18 protein-coding genes and 1 pseudogene are annotated in these 21,059 nt (G+C 62.1%); 10 read left to right on the top strand and 9 right to left on the bottom strand.

The genetic code is table 11. The annotated features are described in order from the left end of the window. Positions 1-10 precede the first annotated feature (10 nt). Positions 11-115 (top strand): annotated as a pseudogene (locus NE357_RS05385) (metal ABC transporter ATP-binding protein); the annotation flags it as partial. 13 nt (positions 116-128) lie between these two features. On the opposite strand, the gene NE357_RS05380 reads toward NE357_RS05385, so the two are convergent. The 8 genes from NE357_RS05380 to NE357_RS05345 all read right to left on the bottom strand — a co-directional run bounded on the left by NE357_RS05380 (position 129) and on the right by NE357_RS05345 (position 9,616). Beyond that, entirely contained in the window at positions 129-1,130 is a 1,002-nt protein-coding gene (locus NE357_RS05380; RefSeq protein ID WP_169429027.1) for a response regulator, read from the bottom strand. Positions 1,131-1,178: 48 nt separating this feature from the next. Beyond that, the gene (locus tag NE357_RS05375; protein ID WP_169429026.1) at positions 1,179-2,189 is read right to left on the bottom strand and encodes a chemotaxis response regulator protein-glutamate methylesterase; all 1,011 of its coding nucleotides are present in this window, start codon (positions 2,187-2,189) and stop codon (positions 1,179-1,181) included. Then, a complete protein-coding gene (locus tag NE357_RS05370) occupies positions 2,186-4,480 on the bottom strand; it encodes a hybrid sensor histidine kinase/response regulator (RefSeq protein ID WP_169429025.1) in 2,295 nt (764 codons plus the stop codon). The genes NE357_RS05375 and NE357_RS05370 overlap by 4 nt, the downstream gene beginning before the upstream one ends. Then, positions 4,477-5,160, bottom strand: a complete 684-nt coding sequence (locus NE357_RS05365; protein WP_169429024.1) for a chemotaxis protein CheW — start codon at positions 5,158-5,160, stop codon at positions 4,477-4,479. Before NE357_RS05365 ends, NE357_RS05370 begins: the two co-directional genes overlap by 4 nt. Then, positions 5,157-6,434, bottom strand: a complete 1,278-nt coding sequence (locus NE357_RS05360) for a CheR family methyltransferase (RefSeq protein ID WP_169429023.1) — start codon at positions 6,432-6,434, stop codon at positions 5,157-5,159. The genes NE357_RS05365 and NE357_RS05360 overlap by 4 nt, the downstream gene beginning before the upstream one ends. Then, positions 6,431-6,967, bottom strand: a complete 537-nt coding sequence (locus tag NE357_RS05355) for a chemotaxis protein CheW (RefSeq protein ID WP_169429022.1) — start codon at positions 6,965-6,967, stop codon at positions 6,431-6,433. The genes NE357_RS05360 and NE357_RS05355 overlap by 4 nt, the downstream gene beginning before the upstream one ends. Continuing rightward, positions 6,967-8,589, bottom strand: coding sequence for a methyl-accepting chemotaxis protein (locus tag NE357_RS05350; protein WP_169429021.1), 1,623 nt, complete (start codon positions 8,587-8,589; stop codon positions 6,967-6,969). Before NE357_RS05350 ends, NE357_RS05355 begins: the two co-directional genes overlap by 1 nt. Positions 8,590-8,893: 304 nt before the next feature. Beyond that, complete coding sequence (locus tag NE357_RS05345) at positions 8,894-9,616, bottom strand: tellurite resistance TerB family protein (protein ID WP_169429020.1); 723 nt, start codon at positions 9,614-9,616, stop codon at positions 8,894-8,896. Between the two features lie 176 nt (positions 9,617-9,792). On the opposite strand from NE357_RS05345, the gene NE357_RS05340 reads away from it, so the two are divergent. The 8 genes from NE357_RS05340 to NE357_RS05305 all read left to right on the top strand — a co-directional run bounded on the left by NE357_RS05340 (position 9,793) and on the right by NE357_RS05305 (position 19,822). Next, positions 9,793-10,707 carry a LysR family transcriptional regulator gene (locus NE357_RS05340; RefSeq protein ID WP_007954670.1) on the top strand — a complete coding sequence of 305 codons (915 nt, stop codon included), beginning with the start codon at positions 9,793-9,795 and terminating at the stop codon, positions 10,705-10,707. Positions 10,708-10,809: 102 nt separating this feature from the next. Further along, positions 10,810-12,297 carry a gamma-aminobutyraldehyde dehydrogenase gene (locus tag NE357_RS05335; RefSeq protein WP_169429019.1) on the top strand — a complete coding sequence of 496 codons (1,488 nt, stop codon included), beginning with the start codon at positions 10,810-10,812 and terminating at the stop codon, positions 12,295-12,297. Between the two features lie 82 nt (positions 12,298-12,379). Beyond that, complete coding sequence (gene ydcS / locus NE357_RS05330; protein ID WP_169429018.1) at positions 12,380-13,531, top strand: putative ABC transporter substrate-binding protein YdcS; 1,152 nt, start codon at positions 12,380-12,382, stop codon at positions 13,529-13,531. Positions 13,532-13,822: 291 nt separating this feature from the next. Further along, positions 13,823-14,860, top strand: coding sequence for an ABC transporter ATP-binding protein (locus tag NE357_RS05325; RefSeq protein WP_074691239.1), 1,038 nt, complete (start codon positions 13,823-13,825; stop codon positions 14,858-14,860). 1 nt (position 14,861) lies between these two features. Then, complete coding sequence (locus NE357_RS05320; protein ID WP_169429017.1) at positions 14,862-15,797, top strand: ABC transporter permease; 936 nt, start codon at positions 14,862-14,864, stop codon at positions 15,795-15,797. After that, a complete protein-coding gene (locus tag NE357_RS05315; RefSeq protein WP_102688605.1) occupies positions 15,787-16,596 on the top strand; it encodes an ABC transporter permease in 810 nt (269 codons plus the stop codon). The genes NE357_RS05320 and NE357_RS05315 overlap by 11 nt, the downstream gene beginning before the upstream one ends. 171 nt (positions 16,597-16,767) lie before the next feature. Further along, complete coding sequence (locus NE357_RS05310) at positions 16,768-18,192, top strand: gamma-aminobutyraldehyde dehydrogenase (protein WP_169429016.1); 1,425 nt, start codon at positions 16,768-16,770, stop codon at positions 18,190-18,192. A gap of 145 nt (positions 18,193-18,337) precedes the next feature. Next, positions 18,338-19,822 (top strand): APC family permease, encoded by a 1,485-nt coding sequence (locus tag NE357_RS05305; RefSeq protein ID WP_169429015.1) that lies wholly within the window; start codon positions 18,338-18,340, stop codon positions 19,820-19,822. Here the strand turns inward: NE357_RS05305 and NE357_RS05300 are convergent. Next, positions 19,812-19,991 carry a hypothetical protein gene (locus NE357_RS05300; protein ID WP_249314378.1) on the bottom strand — a complete coding sequence of 60 codons (180 nt, stop codon included), beginning with the start codon at positions 19,989-19,991 and terminating at the stop codon, positions 19,812-19,814. The two genes, NE357_RS05305 and NE357_RS05300, sit on opposite strands and share 11 nt — an antisense overlap. A 447-nt stretch (positions 19,992-20,438) precedes the next feature. On the opposite strand from NE357_RS05300, the gene NE357_RS05295 reads away from it, so the two are divergent. Beyond that, positions 20,439-20,945, top strand: coding sequence for a BRO-N domain-containing protein (locus tag NE357_RS05295; protein WP_169429013.1), 507 nt, complete (start codon positions 20,439-20,441; stop codon positions 20,943-20,945). Positions 20,946-21,059: the final 114 nt, after the last annotated feature.

Genomic DNA, 21,059 nt, shown 5'->3' with positions numbered 1-21,059 from the left:
TTGACATGGCCTGACACAGATCCCCGTGGGAGCGGGCTTGCTCGCGAAGGCGGAGTATCAATCGACATCATTGCTGAATGATCCACCGCATTCGCGAGCAAGCCCGCTCCCACAAGGGTATCGCGTACCTATTCGATGCCGACCTGATTGCGCCCGTTGTTCTTGGCCAGGTACAGGCCACGGTCCGCCGCCGAGATCAGCAACCGGCAGTCGCTGCCCGACTCCGGCACCATCGTCGCCAGGCCGATGCTGATGGTCAGGCTCGACCCTTCGACCGGAGCATTGTGCGGAATCTTCAGCGCCGCCACGGTCTGGCGCAGCTTCTCCGCCACCAGCCGCGCCCCGCCCGGCGAGGTGTTGGGCAGCACCAGCGCAAACTCTTCGCCGCCATAACGCGCCGGCAAGTCGGACGGCCGGGCACTGGCCTCGCGGATCGCCGTGGCGACCTTGCGCAAGGCTTCGTCGCCTTCGACGTGACCGAAGGTGTCGTTGTAGGACTTGAAGTAATCGACGTCGATCATCAGCAACGACAACTGGCTCTGGTCACGCAGCGAGCGGCGCCATTCCAGCTCCAGGTATTCGTCGAAATGCCGGCGGTTGGACAGCCCGGTCAGCCCGTCTGAGTTCATCAGCCGCTGCAGCACCAGATTGGTGTCGAGCAATTGCTGCTGGCTGACCCGCAAGGCGCGATAGGCCGCGTCCCGCTGCAGCAGGGTCATGTAGGAGCGCGAGTGATAACGGATGCGCGCCACCAGCTCGATGTTGTCCGGCAGCTTCACCAGATAATCATTGGCCCCGGCGGAGAACGCTGCGCTCTTGATCAGCGGGTCTTCCTTGGTCGACAGGACAATGATCGGAATGTCTTTGGTCGCCGGATGGTTGCGGTATTCACGCACCAGACTCAGGCCGTCAAGGCCCGGCATCACCAGATCCTGCAGGATCACGGTCGGCTTGATCCGCACCGCGTGGGCCACGGCAAGATGCGGGTCGGAGCAGAAGTGAAAGTCGATGTTCTCTTCATTCGACAGCCCGCGGCGCACGGCTTCGCCGATCATCGCCTGATCGTCCACCAACAACACCATGGCGGCGTTCTCGTCGGTTTTGATGTCATCGATCTGTAAGTCATTCATGGGCGGTCACCTGAGTGCTGCGGGGGCCAGGATTGCGGATGGATGTGTTCATTTGGGGAAAATCTCCAGCAATCGTGGCGCTATCTTTTCCAGTGGACGGATTTCTACGGCTGCATCGATGGCCGCGGCGGCCTTGGGCATGCCGTACACCGCACTGCTTTGCTGATCCTGCGCGATGGTCAGGTAGCCCTGTTGACGCATGAGCTTAAGCCCTTGCGCCCCGTCGCGTCCCATTCCGGTCAACAAAACCCCTACTGCGTCACCGTTCCAGTAATTGGCGACGCTTTCGAAAAACACGTCGATCGAGGGGCGGTAGATTTCGTTGACCGGCTCGGCGGTGTAGGCCAGCGTGCCGTTCTTGAGCAACCTGATGTGGTGATTGGTGCCGGCCAGCAGCACCGCGCCGGCCTGCGGTGGCTCGCCCTCCCGTGCCAGGCGCACGTCGAGGCCACTGGCACTGGCCAGCCATTCGGCCATGCCGGCGGCGAAAACCTGGTCGACATGCTGCACCAGTACGATCGCTGCCGAAAAGTTGCGCGGCAGGCCTTTGAGCAAGACCTCCAGCGCCGCCGGGCCGCCTGCGGACGAGCCGATCGCCACCAGCCGCTGGCACGATGCCGAACTGCGTGGCGTGGTCTGGGCCGGGCGCGAGCGAGCGGTTTTCTCGCCGATCAGCCAGCCGATATTAAGGATCTTGCGCAGCAGCGGTGCCGCCGCCTGCTGAGCGTTGCCGGCGCCGAGGGCCGGGGTGTCGACTACGTCCAGCGCACCGTGGCCCATGGCTTCGAACACCCGGTGCACGTTCTGCTGGCGGTCGACCGTGACGATGACAATCGCGCAGGGCGTCTCGGCCATGATGCGCCGGGTGGCCTCGACGCCGTCCATCACCGGCATGATCAGGTCCATCAGGATCAGGTCCGGGGTGTTTTCCGCGCACAGGCGCACCGCTTCGGCGCCGTTGCTGGCGACCCACACCACTTGATGCGCCGGCTCGAAAGCCAGCGCCCGGCGCAGGGCCTCCACCGCCATAGGCATGTCGTTGACGATTGCGATCTTCATGCCCGCGCTCCTCCGATGAGCTCAACCACTGCGTCGAGCAGTGCATCGTCATGAAAGCTGGCCTTGGCCAGATAATAGTCCGCCCCGGCATCCAGTCCACGGCGCCTGTCTTCTTCGCGATCCTTGTAAGACACCACCATCACCGGCAGCGATTGCAGGCGATTGTCGCGACGCAGCAGCGTCACCAGTTCGATGCCGTCCATGCGCGGCATGTCGATGTCAGTGATCAGCAGATCGAAATCCTCGGAGCGCAAGGCGTTCCAGCCGTCCATGCCGTCGACCGCAACGGCCACGTCATAGCCGCGATTGAGCAGCAGTTTGCGTTGCAATTCACGCACGGTGAGCGAGTCGTCGACCACCAAAATCCGTTTGCGCGCCGCCTCTGCGGCCTGATTGCCATGGCGGGCGATTCGCTCCAGACGCCCGGTGTTCAGCAACTTGTCCACCGAGCGCAGCATGTCTTCGACATCGACGATCAACACCACCGAACCATCGTCGAGCAACGCCCCGGCGGAAATGTCCTGCACCTTGCCCAGCCGCTCGTCCAGCGGCAACACCACCAGCGTGCGCTCGCCGATGAAACGCTCCACCGCCACACCGTAGATCGCCTCGCGCTCGCGGATCACCACGACTTTCAGGGTATCGCCGCTGTTCTGACTGGCCGGACGCTGCAGCAACTGGCTGGCCGCGACCAGCCCGACATGCCGCCCCTCGTGCCAGAAGTGCTGGCGGCCTTCGACCTGCACGATGTCCTCCGGCGCCAGATCGCACATGCGTTCGATGTGCGCCAGCGGGAACGCATAAGCCTCCTCGCCAACTTCCACCACCAGGCTGCGCACCACAGACAGGGTCAGCGGTACTTCGAGATGGAAGCGACTGCCCTCGCCCGCCGTCTGCTCCAGCACCACCGCACCGCGCAACTGGCGAACCATGTGCTGAACGGCATCGAGGCCGACGCCACGACCGGACACTTCGGTGACCTTGTCCCGCAGACTGAAACCCGGCAGGAACAGGAAGGTCAGCAGCTCTTCTTCGCTCAACTGGGCGGCCGTTTCCGCCGGCGACAGCTGGCGCTCGACGATGCTGCGACGGACCTTTTCCAGATCGACACCATTGCCGTCATCGCTCAATTCCAGCACCAGCAGACCGGCCTGATGCGAGGCGCGCAGACGGATCAGGCCTTCTTCGGGCTTGCCTTTGAGCAGGCGTTCTTCCGGGGTTTCGATGCCGTGATCCACTGCGTTGCGCAGCAGATGCGTCAGCGGTGCTTCGAGTTTTTCCAGCACATCACGGTCGACCTGAGTCTTCTCGCCCTCGATCTCAAGGCGCACTTGCTTGCCAAGACTGCGACCGAGGTCGCGCACCATCCGCACCTGACCGGACAACACATCGGCGAACGGCCGCATGCGGCAGGCCAGCGCGGTGTCATAGAGCACTTGCGCTCGCTGGCTGGCCTGCCAGGCGAACTCGTCGAGCTCGGCGTTTTTCTCTGCCAGCAGTTGCTGAGATTCGGCGAGCAGGCGCCGCGCATCTTCCAGCGCTTCTTGAGCTTCAAGGCTAAGGGCATGTTCCTTGAGATGCACATTGAGACTTTCCAGCGCCCGCAGGCCGTTGTTCTGCATGCGTTTGAGGCGCTGCATGGTGGCCAGGTGCGGCTTGAGGCGCTGGGTTTCCACCAGGGATTTGCTCGACAGATCGAGCAGGCTGTTCAGGCGTTCGGCGGTGACCCGCAGCACCCGCTCGCCGCCCTCCGTGGTGCGTTTGCTCTTGCGCGGCGCGGGTTCCGGCTCGGCAACCTCGACCGGGATGTCAACCGGCGCGGGCTCAACCATCGGCGGTGGCTGAAGTTGCAACTCGGCCATTGATGGCGCACTCGGAGCGGCAGGCACCACGGCTGGTGCCGTCGGATCGAGCAAACCGCCCATCAACGCTACGTAAGCCTCGATATCCGCCGGTTGCGGGCCGTTGGCCGGGGTGGCGATGCGCATCAGCAGGTCGGTACCCTGCAACAGCGCGTCGATATGCTCCGGGCGCAGGAACAACCGCCCTTCCTGGGCGCTGACCAGACAATCTTCCATCACGTGGGCGACGCTGACGCCACTGTCGATGCCGACAATCCGCGCCGCACCTTTCAAGGAGTGCGCAGCACGCATGCAGGACTCGAGCTGATCGGCCTGGGTCGGATTGCGCTCCAGCGCCAGGAGCCCGGCACTCAGCACTTGAGTCTGTGCTTCGGCTTCCAGGCTGAACAGCTCGAGCAGAGAGGCGTCGCGCATTTGCTCGGGGGTCATGTGAGGCTCCGGGTCACGGCGGACAGCAACTGTTCTTCATCCAGCCAGCGCAGGCTGCGGCCTTTGAAGGGCAACACGCCTCGGGTGTATTTGGCACTGGCCTGCGCACCGGATCGGGATGCGGCGTCAAGAATGCGTTCGTCGATGGCGTGAATGCCGTCGACTTCATCCACCGGCACCACCACCGGCCCGCCATTGGCAGCAATGATCAACATGCGCGGCATGATCCGCGCCCCAGTGGGCGCCGCGGCGTTGCTGTCCAGGCCCAACAGTTCGACCAGCGACAGGCACGCCACCAGCGCCCCGCGCACGTTCGCTACACCGAGCAAGGCCCGGGAGCGCTGGTGCGGCAGCGAGTGAATCGCCTGCAACGGCGCGACCTCCACCAGGCTGCGGGTGGCCAGGCCGAGCCATTCTTCGCCGAGGCGGAACATCAGCAACGAACGTGTTTTCAGCTCGGTTTCAACCTGGGTCGCCACCGGGTCGCGCTCATCCTGCTGCAGCGCATAACGGTCAAGCAGGCGCGTGGCCGCGGCGGAATACACCGAGCAATTGCGGCAATGGATGTGTTCTTCCAACAGCGGGCAGGACTTGTCGCCGTGAATGCCGATGCGGTTCCAGCAATCGTCGATGGCCCGGGCGTCTTCGTGGGTGACGTTCAAGGTGTCGGACGGGATCATCGTTTACGCTCACTGTCGGCGGTGCGACCGCTGCGGGCGGCGCGCTCCTGCAATCGTCGGGCACCGGCCGTGTCACCCTGGGCCTGCAGCAACCCGGCCAGGTGCATCAAGGCTTCGGCGTGTTGCGGTTCGAGGTACAAAGCCTTGCGGTAATAACCCTGGGCTTCGAGAGCGCTGCCGGCGACGTCACTGAGCAGGCCAAGCCAGTAGAACACCTGGGCCACCGGCTCATGGCTGCGCAAAAACTGTTCGCATGCAGCGCGGGCTTCGGCGCTTTTGCCTTCGTTGGCCAAAGCGGCGATGTTGGCCAGCAGGGTCGCCGCGTCGGGGGTCGGGCTTTTGGCGGTGGCAGGCAGTGGCGTCACAGCGGCAAATGGACGACTGCGTACCGGTGGCGGCGGCGTGCTGCGCACGGGCTGGCGCACGGGCAACGGAGGCGCAATCGCAACCGGCATCGGCAGCGGTTCGGGTTGCGGGTCGCTGTCGCGACTGAACGCAAAGGACTGTGGAATCCCGATCGAACGCATACCCAGTCGCCCGAGCAGACTGCCCTCGGCGGGGCCGATAAACAACACGCCGTCGACATGGGTCAGGCGTTTGAGCACGGCGAATACCTGTTGCTGGGTCGGCTGATCGAAATAGATCAACAGGTTGCGGCAGAACACGAAATCGAACGGCGGTTCGTTGACCAGCAACGAGGGATCGAGCACGTTGCCCACTTGAAGGCGCACCTGCTCGCGGACAATTTCATTCACCCGATAACCCTCGTCATCGGCGGAAAAGTGCCGCTCGCGAAAATCCAGCTCCTGGCCGCGAAACGAGTTCCTGCCGTACAGCGCCCGCCGCGCCTTGTCCACCGACAAAGGGCTGACGTCCATGCCATCGACCTTGAACTGATGGGGTTTGAGGCCCGCATCGAGCAACGCCATGGCAATCGAATAGGGTTCTTCACCGGTGGAACACGGCAGGCTGAGGATGCGCAGCGCCCGCATGTTGTTCAGCTCGGCCAGGCGTTTGCGGGCCAGTTTGCCCAGGGTGGCGAAGGATTCCGGGTAACGGAAAAACCAGGTCTCCGGGACGATCACCGCTTCGATCAGCGCCTGCTGTTCGTCCCGCGAGACTTGCAGGGTCTGCCAGTACTCGTTGGCATTCACCGTTTGCGACAGGGTGATGCGCTGGCGCACGGCCCGCTCGATGATCGCCGGGCCGACCGAAGCGACATCGAGGCCGATGCGTTCCTTGAGGAAGTCGAAGAAGCGCTGGTCGCTGCTCATGGCTGCTCCTCAAGTCGCTGTGGGTCCAGCGGCGGCGTCGGAAACAGCAGCGTGCGCACCGACTCGTCCAGCAAGTCGTTGACCCGCACCCATTGCACCAGCCCTTGGGCGTCTTCACGCACCGGGCCGAGGTATGGCGCCTGACGATTGTCGAGGCCGTACGGCTGAAAATCATCCGCGTTGCAGCGCAAGGTATCGGTGGCCTGTTCGAGGATCAGGCCTAGCCATTGCGAGGGCTGCGAGTCATCCGCGCGGTAATGCACCAGCACCAGTCGCGTGCTGGTACGCGCCTCGGCAGGATGGCCGAATGTCAGGGCACTGAGGTCGATCACCGGCACCACCGTGCCGCGATAGGCGAACACCCCCGCCACCCAGTGCGGCGCCCGGGCAATCGGCTTCAACGGCAGGCGCGGCAGCACTTCGGCCACTTCCGTGGCGCGCAAGGCGTAGCGTTCGCTGCCGATGCGAAACAGCAGGAACAACGCCTGCTTCGCCACCGGGGCAGCGCTGCGTTTGGCGGTGATTTCGCTCATCAGACTTTGAATCGCGAAACGCCGCTGCGCAGGCCTACGGCCACCTGGCTCAGTTCGTCGATGGCGAAACTGGCCTGACGCAACGACTCGACGGTCTGGCTGCTGGCATCACCCAGTTGCACCAGCGCATGGTTGATCTGCTCGGCTCCGGTGGCCTGGGCCTGCATGCCCTCGTTGACCATCAACACCCGCGGCGCCAGCGCCTGTACCTGATGGATGATCTGCGACAGCTGCTCGCCGACCTGCTGCACTTCGGCCATGCCACGGCGCACTTCCTCGGAGAACTTGTCCATTCCCATCACCCCGGCGGAAACCGCCGACTGGATCTCACGGACCATCTGTTCGATGTCGTAAGTGGCCACGGCGGTCTGATCCGCCAGACGCCGCACTTCGGTGGCGACCACGGCGAAACCACGGCCATACTCGCCGGCCTTTTCCGCTTCGATCGCGGCGTTCAGGGACAGCAGGTTGGTCTGATCGGCGACCTTGACGATAGTCACGACCACCTGATTGATGTTGCCGGCCTTCTCGTTGAGGATCGCCAGTTTGGCGTTCACCAGATCCGCCGCGCCCATCACCGAGTGCATGGTGTCCTCCATGCGCGCCAGGCCTTGCTGCCCGGAACCGGCCAGCACCGAGGCCTGATCGGCGGCGGTGGAAACTTCGGTCATGGTGCGCACCAGGTCGCGTGAGGTTGCCGCGATCTCGCGGGACGTCGCGCCGATTTCAGTCGTGGTCGCCGCGGTTTCGGTAGCCGTCGCCTGTTGCTGCTTGGAAGTGGCGGCGATCTCGGTCACCGAGGTGGTGACCTGCACCGACGAGCGCTGGGCCTGGGACACCAGCGAGGTGAGCTCGGTCATCATGTCGTTGAAGCCGGTTTCCACCGCGCCGAACTCGTCCTTGCGCTCAAGGTTCAAGCGGCTGCTCAGATCGCCCGTGCGCATGATGTCGAGGATCTGCACGATGCGGTTCATTGGCGCCATGATTGCGCGCATCAGCAACAGACCGCAGAAACCGGCGGCCAGCACGGCCACCAGCAGCGAGACGAACATGCTGACCTTGGCTGCCGCCACGGCTTCGTCGATGTTGGCCATGGCCTTGTCGGCGACTTTCTTGTTCTCGCCAATGATGTCGTTGAGCTTCATCCGGCCCGAGTACCAGGTCGGTGTCAGTTGTTCGTGGAACAGCTTTACAGCGTCGGCTTCGAGATTGCGCTTGTGCAGATCCAGTACCGCATCCTGAGTTTTCAGGTAGGCGTCGTGATATTTCTCGAACGCCGCGAATTCCAGCTTGTCCTCGTCCGTGACCACCGTGCCACGGTAATTGGCCATCTGCTCCTGAAGACGAGACTCGAAGGCTTTGTAATCGGCCGCATCTTCGCTGCTGACGCCCTGCCCTTCCTTGAGCCCCAGCAGTTCCTGGGTCTGCAGGTAACTGTCGACCCACGCGCCGCGGATCATCGAGCTGTAATAGACGCCGGGAATCGCGTCGTCACGAACGCTGTTTTCACTGGCTTCGATCTTCAGCAGCCGCGAATACGAGACGACCACCATCAGCAGCATGATGGCGATAATCACCGCAAAGCTCGCCAAAATGCGTTGGCGCAACGTCCAGTTCTTCACAGTCAGTCCTCGGGGCGGGTCGAAATGCGGGGGAGTATAGCTGAGGGCGGTGTTTCATTTATAAGACGGTTTGCCGCGCTCAGGCCTTCCGAGTAAACGGGGTGGGCTCTGGACAGGGACTTTCAAGGAATCGGAGGGTGGCGTGCCAGTGACGCAATGGCAAAAAGGGGCGATGGATTGGCCATTTCCGCTGCAGACGATCTGCCGATACCGTAACGCGCCCTCGCCGGCGATTTTTCAGCCACAACGAAAGAACCCGCCATCCTGTGCGGGATCGCGGGTTCTGATATCGCTGACAGCGGTTTTACTGGGTAGCTACACGGACCTGCTTCTCAAGCTCCACCTTCAACCCCGGCTCCAGCTTCAACTGCCGCGCCAGTTCATCCAGATAGCTCTTCTCCATGAAGTTCTCCTCATCCACCATCATCACGCTCGCCACGTACATCTCGGCGGCCATCTCCGGCGTGCTTGCCGCGCGGGCGACATCGGTGGGGTCGAGGGGCTTATTGAGTTCGGCGTGGAGCCAGTGCTTGAGTTCCTGATCGTTGTCGAGTTTGGTGAATTCGCCTTCGATCAGTTGGCGTTCACGGTCGTCGATGTGGCCGTCGGCCTTGGCGGCGGCGACCAGGGCTCTGAGGATGGCCTGGCTGTGTTGTTCGACTTGCGCCGGTGGCAGGCGGTCGAGGGTCTGCGGTTCGTTTTGCGGGGCGGTGCCTTTCTGGGCGTTCCAGTTGCCATAGGCTTTGTAGGCGATCACGCCCAGCGCGGCGAGGCCGCCGTAAATGGCGACTTTACCGCCAACCTTGCGGGCCTTTTTACTGCCCAGCAGCAGGCCCATGGCGCCGGCCGCCAGGGCACCGCCGCCGGCGCCTGACAGCAAACCGCCGAGTGCGCCATGACTGGAAGATCCGCCCAGCAAGCCGCCCAAACCGCCGGCAGCCGGTTTGTTCTGCGCCCCGCCCGCCTTGTTCTGCAGCAGTTCCTGGCCGGACTTGAGGAGTTGATCGAGCAATCCACGGGTGTTCATGTTCCGCCTCCAAACAGGGGTTATCCGGATCAATAAGGCCCTCAGCCTAGTTCGAAAGTGCCCGCCACTTGGGTGCGAGTGTGCTTCCAGATGTTGCCTGGCCCCCAGCAGCCCTTCGCGAAAATAGATATACACTCGAGGCAATCTATAAAAACCGCCCACCGGGTAAACCTTCCATGATGACCTTGCGTCAGATCCGCCATTTCATCGCTGTGGCCGAGACCGGCTCGATCTCCGCCGCCGCGCAAACCGCTTTCATTTCCCAATCGACCCTGACCCTGGCCATCCAGCAACTGGAGGAAGAAATCGGCGTCAGCCTGTTCAATCGCCACGCCAAGGGCATGACGCTGACGCATCAGGGCCACCAATTCCTGCGCCAGGCACACCTGATTCTGGCCACCGTGGACAACGCCAAACGCAGCCTGCAACAGAGCACCGACCAGGTCGCCGGGCAGTTGATCGTCGGCGTGACCAGTCTGGTGGCCGGTTATTACCTGGCGGATTTGCTCACCCGTTTCCAGCGTGCCTACCCCAATGTCGAGATCCGGGTGATGGAGGACGAACGGCCGTACATCGAGCATCTGCTGGTCAGCGGCGAAATCGATGTCGGCGTGCTGATCCTCTCCAACCTCGAAGACCGCCACGCCTTGCAGACCGAAGTGCTGACCCACTCGCCGCACCGTTTGTGGCTGCCGGCCCAGCACCCGCTGCTGGAACACGACAGCATCAACCTCGCCGATGTCGCCCGGGAGCCGTTGATTCAACTGAACGTCGACGAGATGGATCGCAACGCCCAACGCCTTTGGCGCGGCGCCGGGCTGCAACCGAAGATCACCCTCAGAACCGCTTCCACCGAGGCGGTGCGAAGTCTGGTCGCAGCCGGCCTGGGCGTATCGATCCAACCGGACATGACCTACCGACCGTGGTCGCTGGAAGGCGACATCATCGAAGCGCGGCCGATTGCCGACCTCAACCAGACCCTCGACGTCGGTCTGGCCTGGCGTCGCGGCACGGCGCGACCGGCGCTGGTCGATCCTTTCCTGACCGTGGCCCGCGAACAGCCCCACGGCGGACGCAAGCCATCTATTTAATCGAATGCCACCTTCAGTATTTAGAATTTGTCGACCCCGGAGCCGCGCACTAGTCTTGCTGCATCGATAAGACGGTCGGCTCCCGGATCCACGGGAGCAAAGATGACCACACAAGAAAAGAGATCCCGGAAAATGGCTGGCGCGCAGACCCCCATGCACACCGCGTTGCTGATCGACGGCGAACTGGTCGCAGGCCAGGGTTTTGTCGAACCGATCCTCAACCCGGCCACCGGCGAAGTCCTGACCCAGATTGCCGAAGCCAGCACCGAGCAAGTCGAAGCCGCCATCCTCGCCGCCCACCGCGCCTTTGCCGAGTGGTCGCGCACCACCCCGCAACAACGCTCGAATTTCCTGCTGGAAATCGCCAACGCCGTCGAAAAACACGCCGATCACCTCGCCCGCCTCGAAGCCTTGAACTGCGGCAAGCCGCTGCACCTGGCGCGGCAGGACGATTTGACCGCCACCGTCGATGTGTTTCGTTTCTTTGCCGGCGCCGTGCGTTGCCAGACCGGTCAACTCAGCGGCGAATACGTGCCGGGCTACACCAGCATGGTGCGTCGCGATCCGATTGGCGTCGTCGCGTCGATTGCGCCGTGGAACTACCCGATCATGATGGCCGCGTGGAAGATCGCCCCGGCCCTCGCTGCCGGCAATACGCTGGTGTTCAAACCGTCCGAACACACGCCGCTGTCGATTCTGGCGCTGGCGCCAGCGCTGGCCGAGATCCTGCCGCGTGGGGTGATCAACATCGTCTGCGGTGGCGGTGAAGGCGTTGGCAGTCACTTGGTCGGGCATCCGAAAGTGCGCATGGTGTCGCTGACCGGCGATATCGTCACCGGCCAGAAAATCCTCCAGGCCGCCGCCAAAACCCTCAAACGCACGCACCTTGAACTCGGCGGCAAGGCCCCGGTGATCGTCTGCAACGATGCCGATCTCAAAGCCGTGGTCGAAGGCGTGCGCACTTATGGCTATTACAACGCCGGGCAGGACTGCACGGCGGCTTGCCGGATCTACGCCCAGGCCGGGATTCACGACAAATTGGTCGCCGAGCTCGGTGCGGCGGTCAGCAGCCTGCGCTTCGCCGGCAAACGCGACGCCGACAACGAGATCGGCCCGCTGATCAGCACCCGTCAGCGCGACCGCGTGGCCAGTTTCGTCGAACGCGCCCTCGGTCAGCCGCACATCGAGCGGGTGACCGGTGCAGCGGTGCACTCCGGCGCCGGGTTCTTCTATCAGCCAACGCTGCTGGCCGGTTGCAAACAGAGCGATGAAATCGTCCAGCGCGAAGTGTTCGGCCCGGTGGTCACCGTGACCCGCTTCGATGAACTCGCGCAGGCAGTGGACTGGGCCAATGACTCCGAATACGGCCTCGCCTCGTCGGTCTGGACCCAGAACCTGGACAAGGCGATGCAGGTCGCCGCACGGCTGCAATACGGCTGCACCTGGATCAACAGCCATTTCATGCTGGTCAGCGAAATGCCCCACGGCGGGCTGAAACGCTCCGGTTACGGCAAAGACTTATCCAGCGATTCGCTACAGGACTACAGCGTGGTGCGGCACATCATGGCCCGCCACGGCCAGCATCTCTGACTACGCTAATAACAAGCCGACCACGGCATGCTTCACCGCGTTCACAACTGCCCCGACCATAATTTAAAGAAGAGGGTTCACCATGTTCGTGCACAAGACCGCACTGCTCAGTGCAATCACCACGGCCCTGCTGGCCAGCGCCAGCCTGCAAGCCGCCGAGCCGCTGAAAGCCGTCGGCGCCGGCGAAGGCCAGCTGGATATCGTCGCCTGGCCCGGCTACATCGAACGCGGTGAAAGCGATAAGGCCTACGACTGGGTGACCGGTTTCGAGAAGGAAACCGGCTGCAAGGTGAATGTGAAAACCGCCGCTACCTCCGACGAAATGGTCAGCCTGATGGCCAAGGGCGGCTACGACCTGGTGACGGCGTCGGGCGATGCCTCGCTGCGGTTGATCGTCGGCAAGCGTGTGCAACCGATCAACACCGCGTTGATCCCGAACTGGAAAACCCTCGACCCGCGCCTGAAAGACGCGCCGTGGTACGTGGTCAACAAGCAAACCTACGGCACCCCCTACCAGTGGGGCCCGAACGTGCTGATGTACAACACCAACGTGTTCAAGACCGCGCCGACCAGCTGGAGCGTGGTGTTCGACGCGCAGAACCTGCCTGACGGCAAGCCGAACAAGGGCCGCGTGCAGGCCTACGACGGCCCGATCTACATCGCCGATGCGGCGCTCTATCTGAAGTCCACCAAGCCTGAGCTGGGGATCAAGGATCCGTACCAACTCACTGAAGATCAGTACAAGGCGGTGCTGGAACTGTTGCGCGCCCAGCAGAAGTTGATCCACCGCTACTGGCACGACACCACCGTGCAGATGAGCGACTTCAAGAACGAAGGGGTGGTCGCGTCCAGCGCCTGGCCGTATCAGGTCAACGGCCTGATCAACGAGAAACAACCGATTGCTTCGACCGTGCCGAAAGAAGGCGCCACCGGTTGGGCCGACACCACCATGCTGCACGCCGAGGCCAAGCACCCGAACTGCGCGTACAAGTGGATGGACTGGTCGCTGCAGCCGAAAGTCCAGGGTGACGTGGCGGCCTGGTTCGGCTCGTTGCCGGCGGTTCCGGCGGCTTGCCAGGGCAGTGAATTGCTCGGAGCTGAAGGCTGCAAGACCAACGGGTTTGATCAGTTCGACAAGATCGCTTTCTGGAAAACCCCGCAGGCTGAGGGTGGGAAGTTTGTGCCGTATAGCCGGTGGACGCAGGACTACATTGCGATTATGGGCGGTCGCTGATCTCGAATTCACCTCGGTCGAGCTCCCTTTCCCCCTCTCCCCCTTGGGGGCGGTCCGACGTTTCGGGAGGGCTGGGGTGAGGGGTGGTTTTTGACGTTGTCTTGATTCAGCGAAACCGCTGCCCTCACCCCCCGCCCTCTCCCGGAGGGAGAGGGCGCTAAAAGCAGATCGCGGCGTATCGACCAGATGAGTTAGCCAAAAAACATCGCATACACCGCCAAACGATCCAGTTTTTTCAGAAGTCCAGGCAGGGCCGCTGCGACGGCCCTCGCCTTTTCGGAGCACCGCACCATGACGCTTGCAGTCCAGTTCACCAACGTTTCCCGGCAGTTCGGCGAGGTGAAGGCCGTTGACCGGGTTTCCATCGATATCCAGGACGGCGAGTTCTTTTCCATGCTCGGCCCCTCCGGTTCGGGCAAGACCACGTGCCTGCGCCTGATCGCCGGGTTTGAGCAACCGAGCGCGGGCTCGATCCGCATTCACGGTGCCGAAGCCGCCGGTCTGCCGCCCTATCAACGCGACGTCAACACCGTGTTTCAGGATTACGCGCTGTTCCCGCACATGAACGTGCTGGACAACGTCGCGTACGGTTTGAAAGTCAAAGGCGTAAACAAAACCGAACGCCACAAACGCGCCGAAGAAGCCTTGGACATGGTCGCCCTCGGCGGTTACGGCGCCCGTAAACCGGTGCAATTGTCCGGCGGTCAGCGCCAACGTGTCGCCCTCGCCCGCGCTTTGGTCAATCGCCCACGAGTGCTGTTGCTCGACGAACCGTTGGGCGCCCTCGACCTGAAGCTGCGCGAACAGATGCAAAGCGAGCTGAAGAAGCTGCAACGCCAGCTCGGCATCACCTTCATCTTCGTCACCCACGACCAGACTGAAGCGCTATCGATGTCCGACCGCGTGGCCGTTTTCAACAAGGGGCGCATCGAGCAGGTCGACACCCCGCGCAATCTGTACATGAAACCCACCACCACCTTCGTCGCCGAATTCGTCGGCACTTCGAACGTGATTCGCGGCGATCTGGCGCGTCAGCTCAGCGGTCATCCGCAGCCGTTTTCGATCCGCCCGGAACACGTGCGTTTCGCCGAAGGCCCGCTGGCCAGTCACGAGATCGAAGTCAGCGGCCTGCTTCACGACATTCAATATCAGGGCAGCGCCACGCGCTATGAACTGACCCTGGAAAACGGCCAGACCCTGAGCATCAGCCAGGCCAACAATCAATGGATCGACAGCAGCGCGCAGCACCAGACCGGTCAGCGAATCAGCGCACGCTGGGCGCGGGAAGCGATGATTCCGTTGCACGACACCGTTGCGAGCGGGGTGTGACATGACCACCCTCGCCCTCCCTCAATCGGCGCCGTTGCGCAGGTTTTCCAACCTGCTGTATCGCAAGCCGAACCTGTACCTGTCGATGCTGCTGGTGCCGCCATTGTTGTGGTTCGGCGCGATTTATCTGGGCTCATTGCTGGTGCTGTTGTGGCAAGGTTTCTACACCTTCGACGACTTCACCATGGCGGTCACGCCGGACCTGACCCTGGCCAATTTCGCCGCGCTGTTTCAGCCATCGAATTTCGACATCATCCTGCGCACCCTGAGCATGGCCATCGTGGTGTCGATCGCCAGCGCCATCGTCGCGTTCCCGATTGCCTACTACATGGCGCGCTACACCACCGGCAAGACCAAGGCGTTTTTCTACATCGCGGTGATGATGCCGATGTGGGCCAGTTACATCGTCAAGGCCTACGCCTGGACGCTGCTGCTGGCCAAGGGCGGCGTGGCGCAGTGGTTCGTTCAGCACCTGGGGCTGGAGCCGGTGCTGCAGTTCATTCTGGGGATTCCCGGGGTCGGCGGCAGCACCTTGTCGACCTCGCATCTGGGCCGGTTCATGGTGTTTGTCTACATCTGGCTGCCGTTCATGATCCTGCCGATCCAGGCCTCGCTGGAGCGTCTGCCGCCATCGTTGCTGCAAGCCTCCGCCGACCTCGGGGCCAAGCCGCGCCAGACCTTCATGCAGGTGATTCTGCCGCTGTCGGTGCCGGGGATTGCCGCAGGTTCCATCTTCACGTTTTCGCTGACCTTGGGCGACTTCATCGTGCCGCAACTGGTGGGCCCGCCGGGCTACTTCGTCGGCAGCATGGTTTACGCGCAGCAAGGCGCAATCGGCAACATGCCGATGGCTGCGGCGTTCACGCTGGTGCCGATCGTGCTGATCGCCATTTACCTGTCCATCGTCAAACGACTGGGGGCCTTCGATGCACTCTGAGCGCGCTTCATTGGGCTTGCGTATCGCAGCCTGGGGCGGGTTGGTGTTTCTGCACTTCCCGATCCTGATCATCTTCCTCTACGCCTTCAACACCGAAGACGCGGCGTTCAGCTTTCCACCGAAGGGCTTCACCCTGCACTGGTTCAGCGTGGCGTTTTCCCGGCCGGACGTGCTGGAAGCGATCAAGCTGTCGTTGCAGATCGCGGCCATCGCCACGCTGATCGCGATGGTGCTCGGCACCCTCGCTTCCGCTGCGCTCTATCGCCGGGACTTCTTCGGCAAACAGGGCATTTCGCTGATGCTGATCCTGCCCATCGCGCTGCCGGGGATCATCACCGGGATCGCGCTGCTGGCGACCTTCAAGACGCTGGGCATTGAGCCTGGGATGTTCACCATCATCGTCGGCCACGCGACCTTCTGCGTGGTGATCGTCTACAACAATGTCATCGCCCGTTTGCGCCGCACCTCGCACAGCCTGATCGAGGCGTCGATGGATCTCGGCGCCGACGGCTGGCAGACCTTCCGCTACATCATCCTGCCGAACCTCGGCTCGGCGTTGCTCGCCGGCGGCATGCTCGCGTTCGCGCTGTCGTTCGACGAAATCATCGTCACCACCTTCACCGCCGGCCATGAACGCACCTTGCCGCTGTGGTTGCTCAACCAGTTGAGCCGCCCACGGGACGTGCCGGTGACCAACGTCGTGGCGATGCTCGTGATGCTGGTGACCATGCTGCCGATCCTCGGCGCCTACTACCTGACCCGGGGTGGCGAGAGCGTGGCCGGCAGCGGTGGGAAGTAACCGAATAACTGAAGAAACCGGATCGAAATGTGGGAGCGGGCTTGCTCGCGAAGAGGCAATCAAATTCAGCATTGATGTCGGCTGACCCACCGCTTTCGCGAGCAAGCCCGCTCCCACAATGGAACCCGGTTTCTTCAGAAAAATAACAATTGCTTCGAAGAGGACAATCAAATGCAAACCAAACTCTTGATCAACGGCCAACTGGTCAACGGCGAAGGCCCGGCGCAACCGGTGCTCAACCCGGCGCGCGGTGACGTGCTGGTGGAAATCAACGAAGCCACCGAAGCCCAGGTCGATGCCGCCGTGCGCGCCGCCGACAGTGCCTTCGCCGAATGGTCGCAGACCACGCCGAAAGACCGTTCGCTGTTGCTGCTCAAACTCGCCGACGCCATCGAAGCCCACGGCGAAGAACTGGCCAAACTGGAATCGGACAACTGCGGCAAACCCTACAGCGCTGCGCTGAACGACGAGATCCCAGCGATTGCCGACGTGTTCCGTTTCTTCGCCGGTGCCAGCCGTTGCATGAGTGGTTCGGCCGGTGGCGAATACTTGCCCGGCCACACCTCGATGATCCGCCGCGACCCGGTGGGCGTGATCGCCTCCATCGCGCCGTGGAACTACCCGCTGATGATGGTCGCCTGGAAAATCGCCCCGGCCCTCGCCGCCGGCAATACCGTGGTGCTCAAGCCGTCAGAACAAACCCCGCTGACCGCGTTGCGTCTGGCTGAACTGGCGTCGGATATTTTCCCGGCCGGCGTACTCAATCTGGTGTTCGGGCGTGGGCCGAGCGTGGGCAGTCCGCTGGTGACCCATCCGAAAGTGCGCATGGTGTCGCTGACCGGCTCCATCGCCACCGGTTCGAACATCATTTCCAGCACCGCCGACAGCGTCAAACGCATGCACATGGAATTGGGCGGCAAGGCGCCGGTGATCATCTTCGACGACGCCGACATTGATGCGGCGGTCGAAGGCATTCGCACCTTCGGCTTCTACAACGCTGGCCAGGACTGCACCGCGGCGTGCCGGATCTACGCCCAGCAAGGCATCTACGACAAGTTCGTGGAGAAACTTGGCGCAGCGGTCAGCAGCATCAAGTACGGCTTGCAGGATGATCCGTCGACCGAACTGGGGCCGCTGATCACCGCCCAGCATCGCGACCGGGTGGCCGGGTTTGTCGAACGCGCCGTGGCGCAACCGCACATTCGCTTGATCACTGGCGGCAAGGCTGTCGACGGCAACGGTTTCTTCTTCGAGCCGACCGTTCTGGCCGACGCCCAGCAGGACGACGAAATCGTCCGCCGCGAAGTGTTCGGGCCGGTGGTGTCGGTGACCAAATTCACCGATGAGGCTCAGGCGCTGGAGTGGGCCAACGATTCGGACTACGGCCTGGCGTCCTCGGTGTGGACGGCGGATGTAGGACGTGCGCATCGACTGTCCGCGCGGTTGCAGTACGGCTGCACCTGGGTGAACACGCACTTCATGCTTGTCAGCGAAATGCCCCACGGCGGTCAGAAACTGTCCGGCTACGGCAAGGATATGTCCATGTATGGGCTAGAGGACTACACCACGGTTCGGCATGTGATGTTCAAACACTAAAAGCATCCCCCGGCTTCAAGGCAGAAACCGGTCATCCGCAATACCAGGCATTCAAAACAATAACTACCGATCCGGGCGGCGCTCACCAAGCCCCGCCACGGTTTCGGCCATCCGAAATCTGCCGATTTCACGGAGCAAACACACAATGAGTGCATCACCCGATCTCTCTGCCGTCATTGCCGACAGCGATGCCGAACAACTGCGACGACTGGGCTACACCTCCAACTTCAACCGCAGCATGAGCCTGTGGGAAAACTTCGCGTTGGGCTTCACGTATCTGTCACCGGTCGTAGGGGTTTATACCCTGTTCGGCCTGTGCCTGGCCGCCGGCGGGCCTCCGATGTTCTGGGCCTATTTGCTGGTCGGCTGCGGGCAATTGCTGGTGTGCCTGATCTTCGGCGAAGTGGTGTCGCAGTTCCCGATTTCCGGTGGTGTTTATCCTTGGGCACGTCGCTTGGTGGGCAAGAAATGGGCGTGGATGGTCGGCTGGATCTACTCCATCGCCCTGTGCGTGACCATCGCCGCCGTGGCGGTCGGCGCCGGCCCGTACCTCGCGGCCATGTTGGGTTTTGAGCCGAGTAACAACACCAATATCGTCATCGCCCTGGTGCTGACGCTGTTCGCCACACTGGTGAACCTCAGCGGCACCAAAATGCTGGCGCGGATCGCCATGTTCGGCTTTCTCTGCGAACTGGTGGGCGCGGTAATCGTCGGCGTGTACCTGCTGATTTTCGAGCGTCACCAGCCGATCAGTGTGCTGTTCAACACTTTCGACATCAGCGTCGACGGCTCCTACCTGCCGGCCTTCCTCACTGCGTCGCTGGCCGGGATGTTTCTCTACTACGGCTTCGAAGCCTGCGGCGACGTGGCCGAAGAAACCCCGAATCCGAGCGCAAAAATCCCGGTGGCCATGCGCATGACCATCTACATCGGCGGCATCGCGGCGATGTTCGCCTGCCTCGCGCTGATCCTTGCCGTGCCGGACATGCAGGCGGTGATCAACGGCACCGACAAGGACCCGGTCACCACCATCCTCAACAACGCCTTCGGTCCGATCGGTTCGAAAGTGGTGATGGGCGTGGTAATGATTTCCTTCATCTCCTGCGTCATCAGCCTGCAAGCGGCGGCGAGTCGTCTGCTGTATTCCTACGCCCGCGATGAAATGGTGATCGGCAGCCGACTGCTGAAAAAGATTTCTCCTACGACCCAGGTTCCAGTTGCCGCGCTGTTCGTGTCCGGCGTCCTGCCCGGCCTGATCATCGCCCTCGGCTTCTTCCTGCAAGACGCCGTAGCGACCATCGTCAGCTTCGCCGCCATCGGCATCTACCTCGCATTCCAGATGATCGTCCTCGCCGCCCTGTACGCCCGCAGCAAAGGCTGGAAACCGAACGGCAAATTCACCCTCGGCGCCTGGGGCTGGCCGGTGAACATCGGCGCGCTGGTGTACGGCGTCGGCGCAATCATCAACATGGCCTGGCCACGCACACCCGATGCGGCGTGGTACATCAACTACGCGATGGTGCTGAGTACGGCGATCGTGATTGGTCTGGGGCTGGTTTACATGTGGATTGGCAAGCCGTATGACCATGGGAAGGCGCCGGCTGGGGATGCGTGGAAAGTTAGTCGCTGATACGAATAGCCCCGGAATCGTTGTTTGATTCCGGGGCTTGATCGGCATCGTCTCCGCGAAGCAAAACCATCAAATCGTCGGTACCCCATTTGATATCCGCTTTTCCGCGCACCTTGTCGAAACAATCTTCAGGATCTTTCGGACGGCTGTCCTTGCTGTGTTTGTTCAATGGTCTGCTCCACGTCACCGCAGTAATCGCTTTCAGGTGCATAGATATAGGAAATTCACGGGGAGAAGTGGAGCTTTCGTAAGCTCACGGCAAATACAGGAAACTCCTACAGATCCGCCCTTCTTGAAATAGCTGCAATTCCTACAACATCCGTCGGCAGAGTAGACTTGGCGCCGCTAGCGCCTGACCGATAGGCTTTATCCCGTCGCTGCCCAATCAGCGGCCCGGGGTCGAAGCCGGAAATCTGTCAAAACGGTGCTTGCGTGCCCCCATTGAACTGCGGCTGCTTTGCAACTTCAGTTCTGCGTTATGGCGGGCCGTGTGGCGCGGGCCTTCCGGCTTTTCCGTTTCGACAGGAAGTAACCCGACTTCGAACGCCACTCGGTTCGCCACCCAACTTTTCGAAGAGTTGGTGGCGACTTTCCTACTCGAAACGGAAGTCATCTCATGCCAGCACCTACTCACAATCCGAAGACTGAATATTTCACTCCCACCGTCTTCACCCGCCACAACCGCTTCCTCCACGCCCTCCTGCTCGATCATCAAGCCTGGTTCTGCGCACAGGATCTCGGCCGCATGATGGGCCATCCCTTGAACCTACGCGTCACGCTCAAACTCGACCCTGACCAACGCCGCACCGTCCGGCTGCGCAAGTACGGCAAAGTTGTCGATACGCCGATGGTCAGTGAATCCGGCATGTATGCGCTGCTGGTTCACCATTTCATCCCGGAAAACCGCAACCTGCGCCAATGGCTGAGTAATGAAGTCATTCCCATCCTGCGGGAAACCAGCTCAGCAATAGCGGAAAACTGTCCGAGCCTGAGCTCGATGCATTGGGCGGGCGTCACCGTGCCGCTGCTCCACTGGCAACAACAGGCTTGGGTGAAATGGCGTGATGTGCCTGAATTGGTGCAAGTACAGCAGCCGTATCCAGCGCCTCGCTCTTGCGGCTGACTCTGAAAGCCAGTGGATTTGCCCCAGCGGCGATTAGGTCGCCGGGGCATCAACCAAGCATTTAGCAACACATCCCGTCTTCCAGCCTCGTTCAAGTCCACTAGAGTTTTCCTC

This window comes from Pseudomonas sp. G7(2022) (assembly GCF_052660475.1).
The sequence above is the reverse complement of the archived record's forward strand: the minus strand, read 5'-3'. Positions and strand labels throughout refer to the sequence as shown.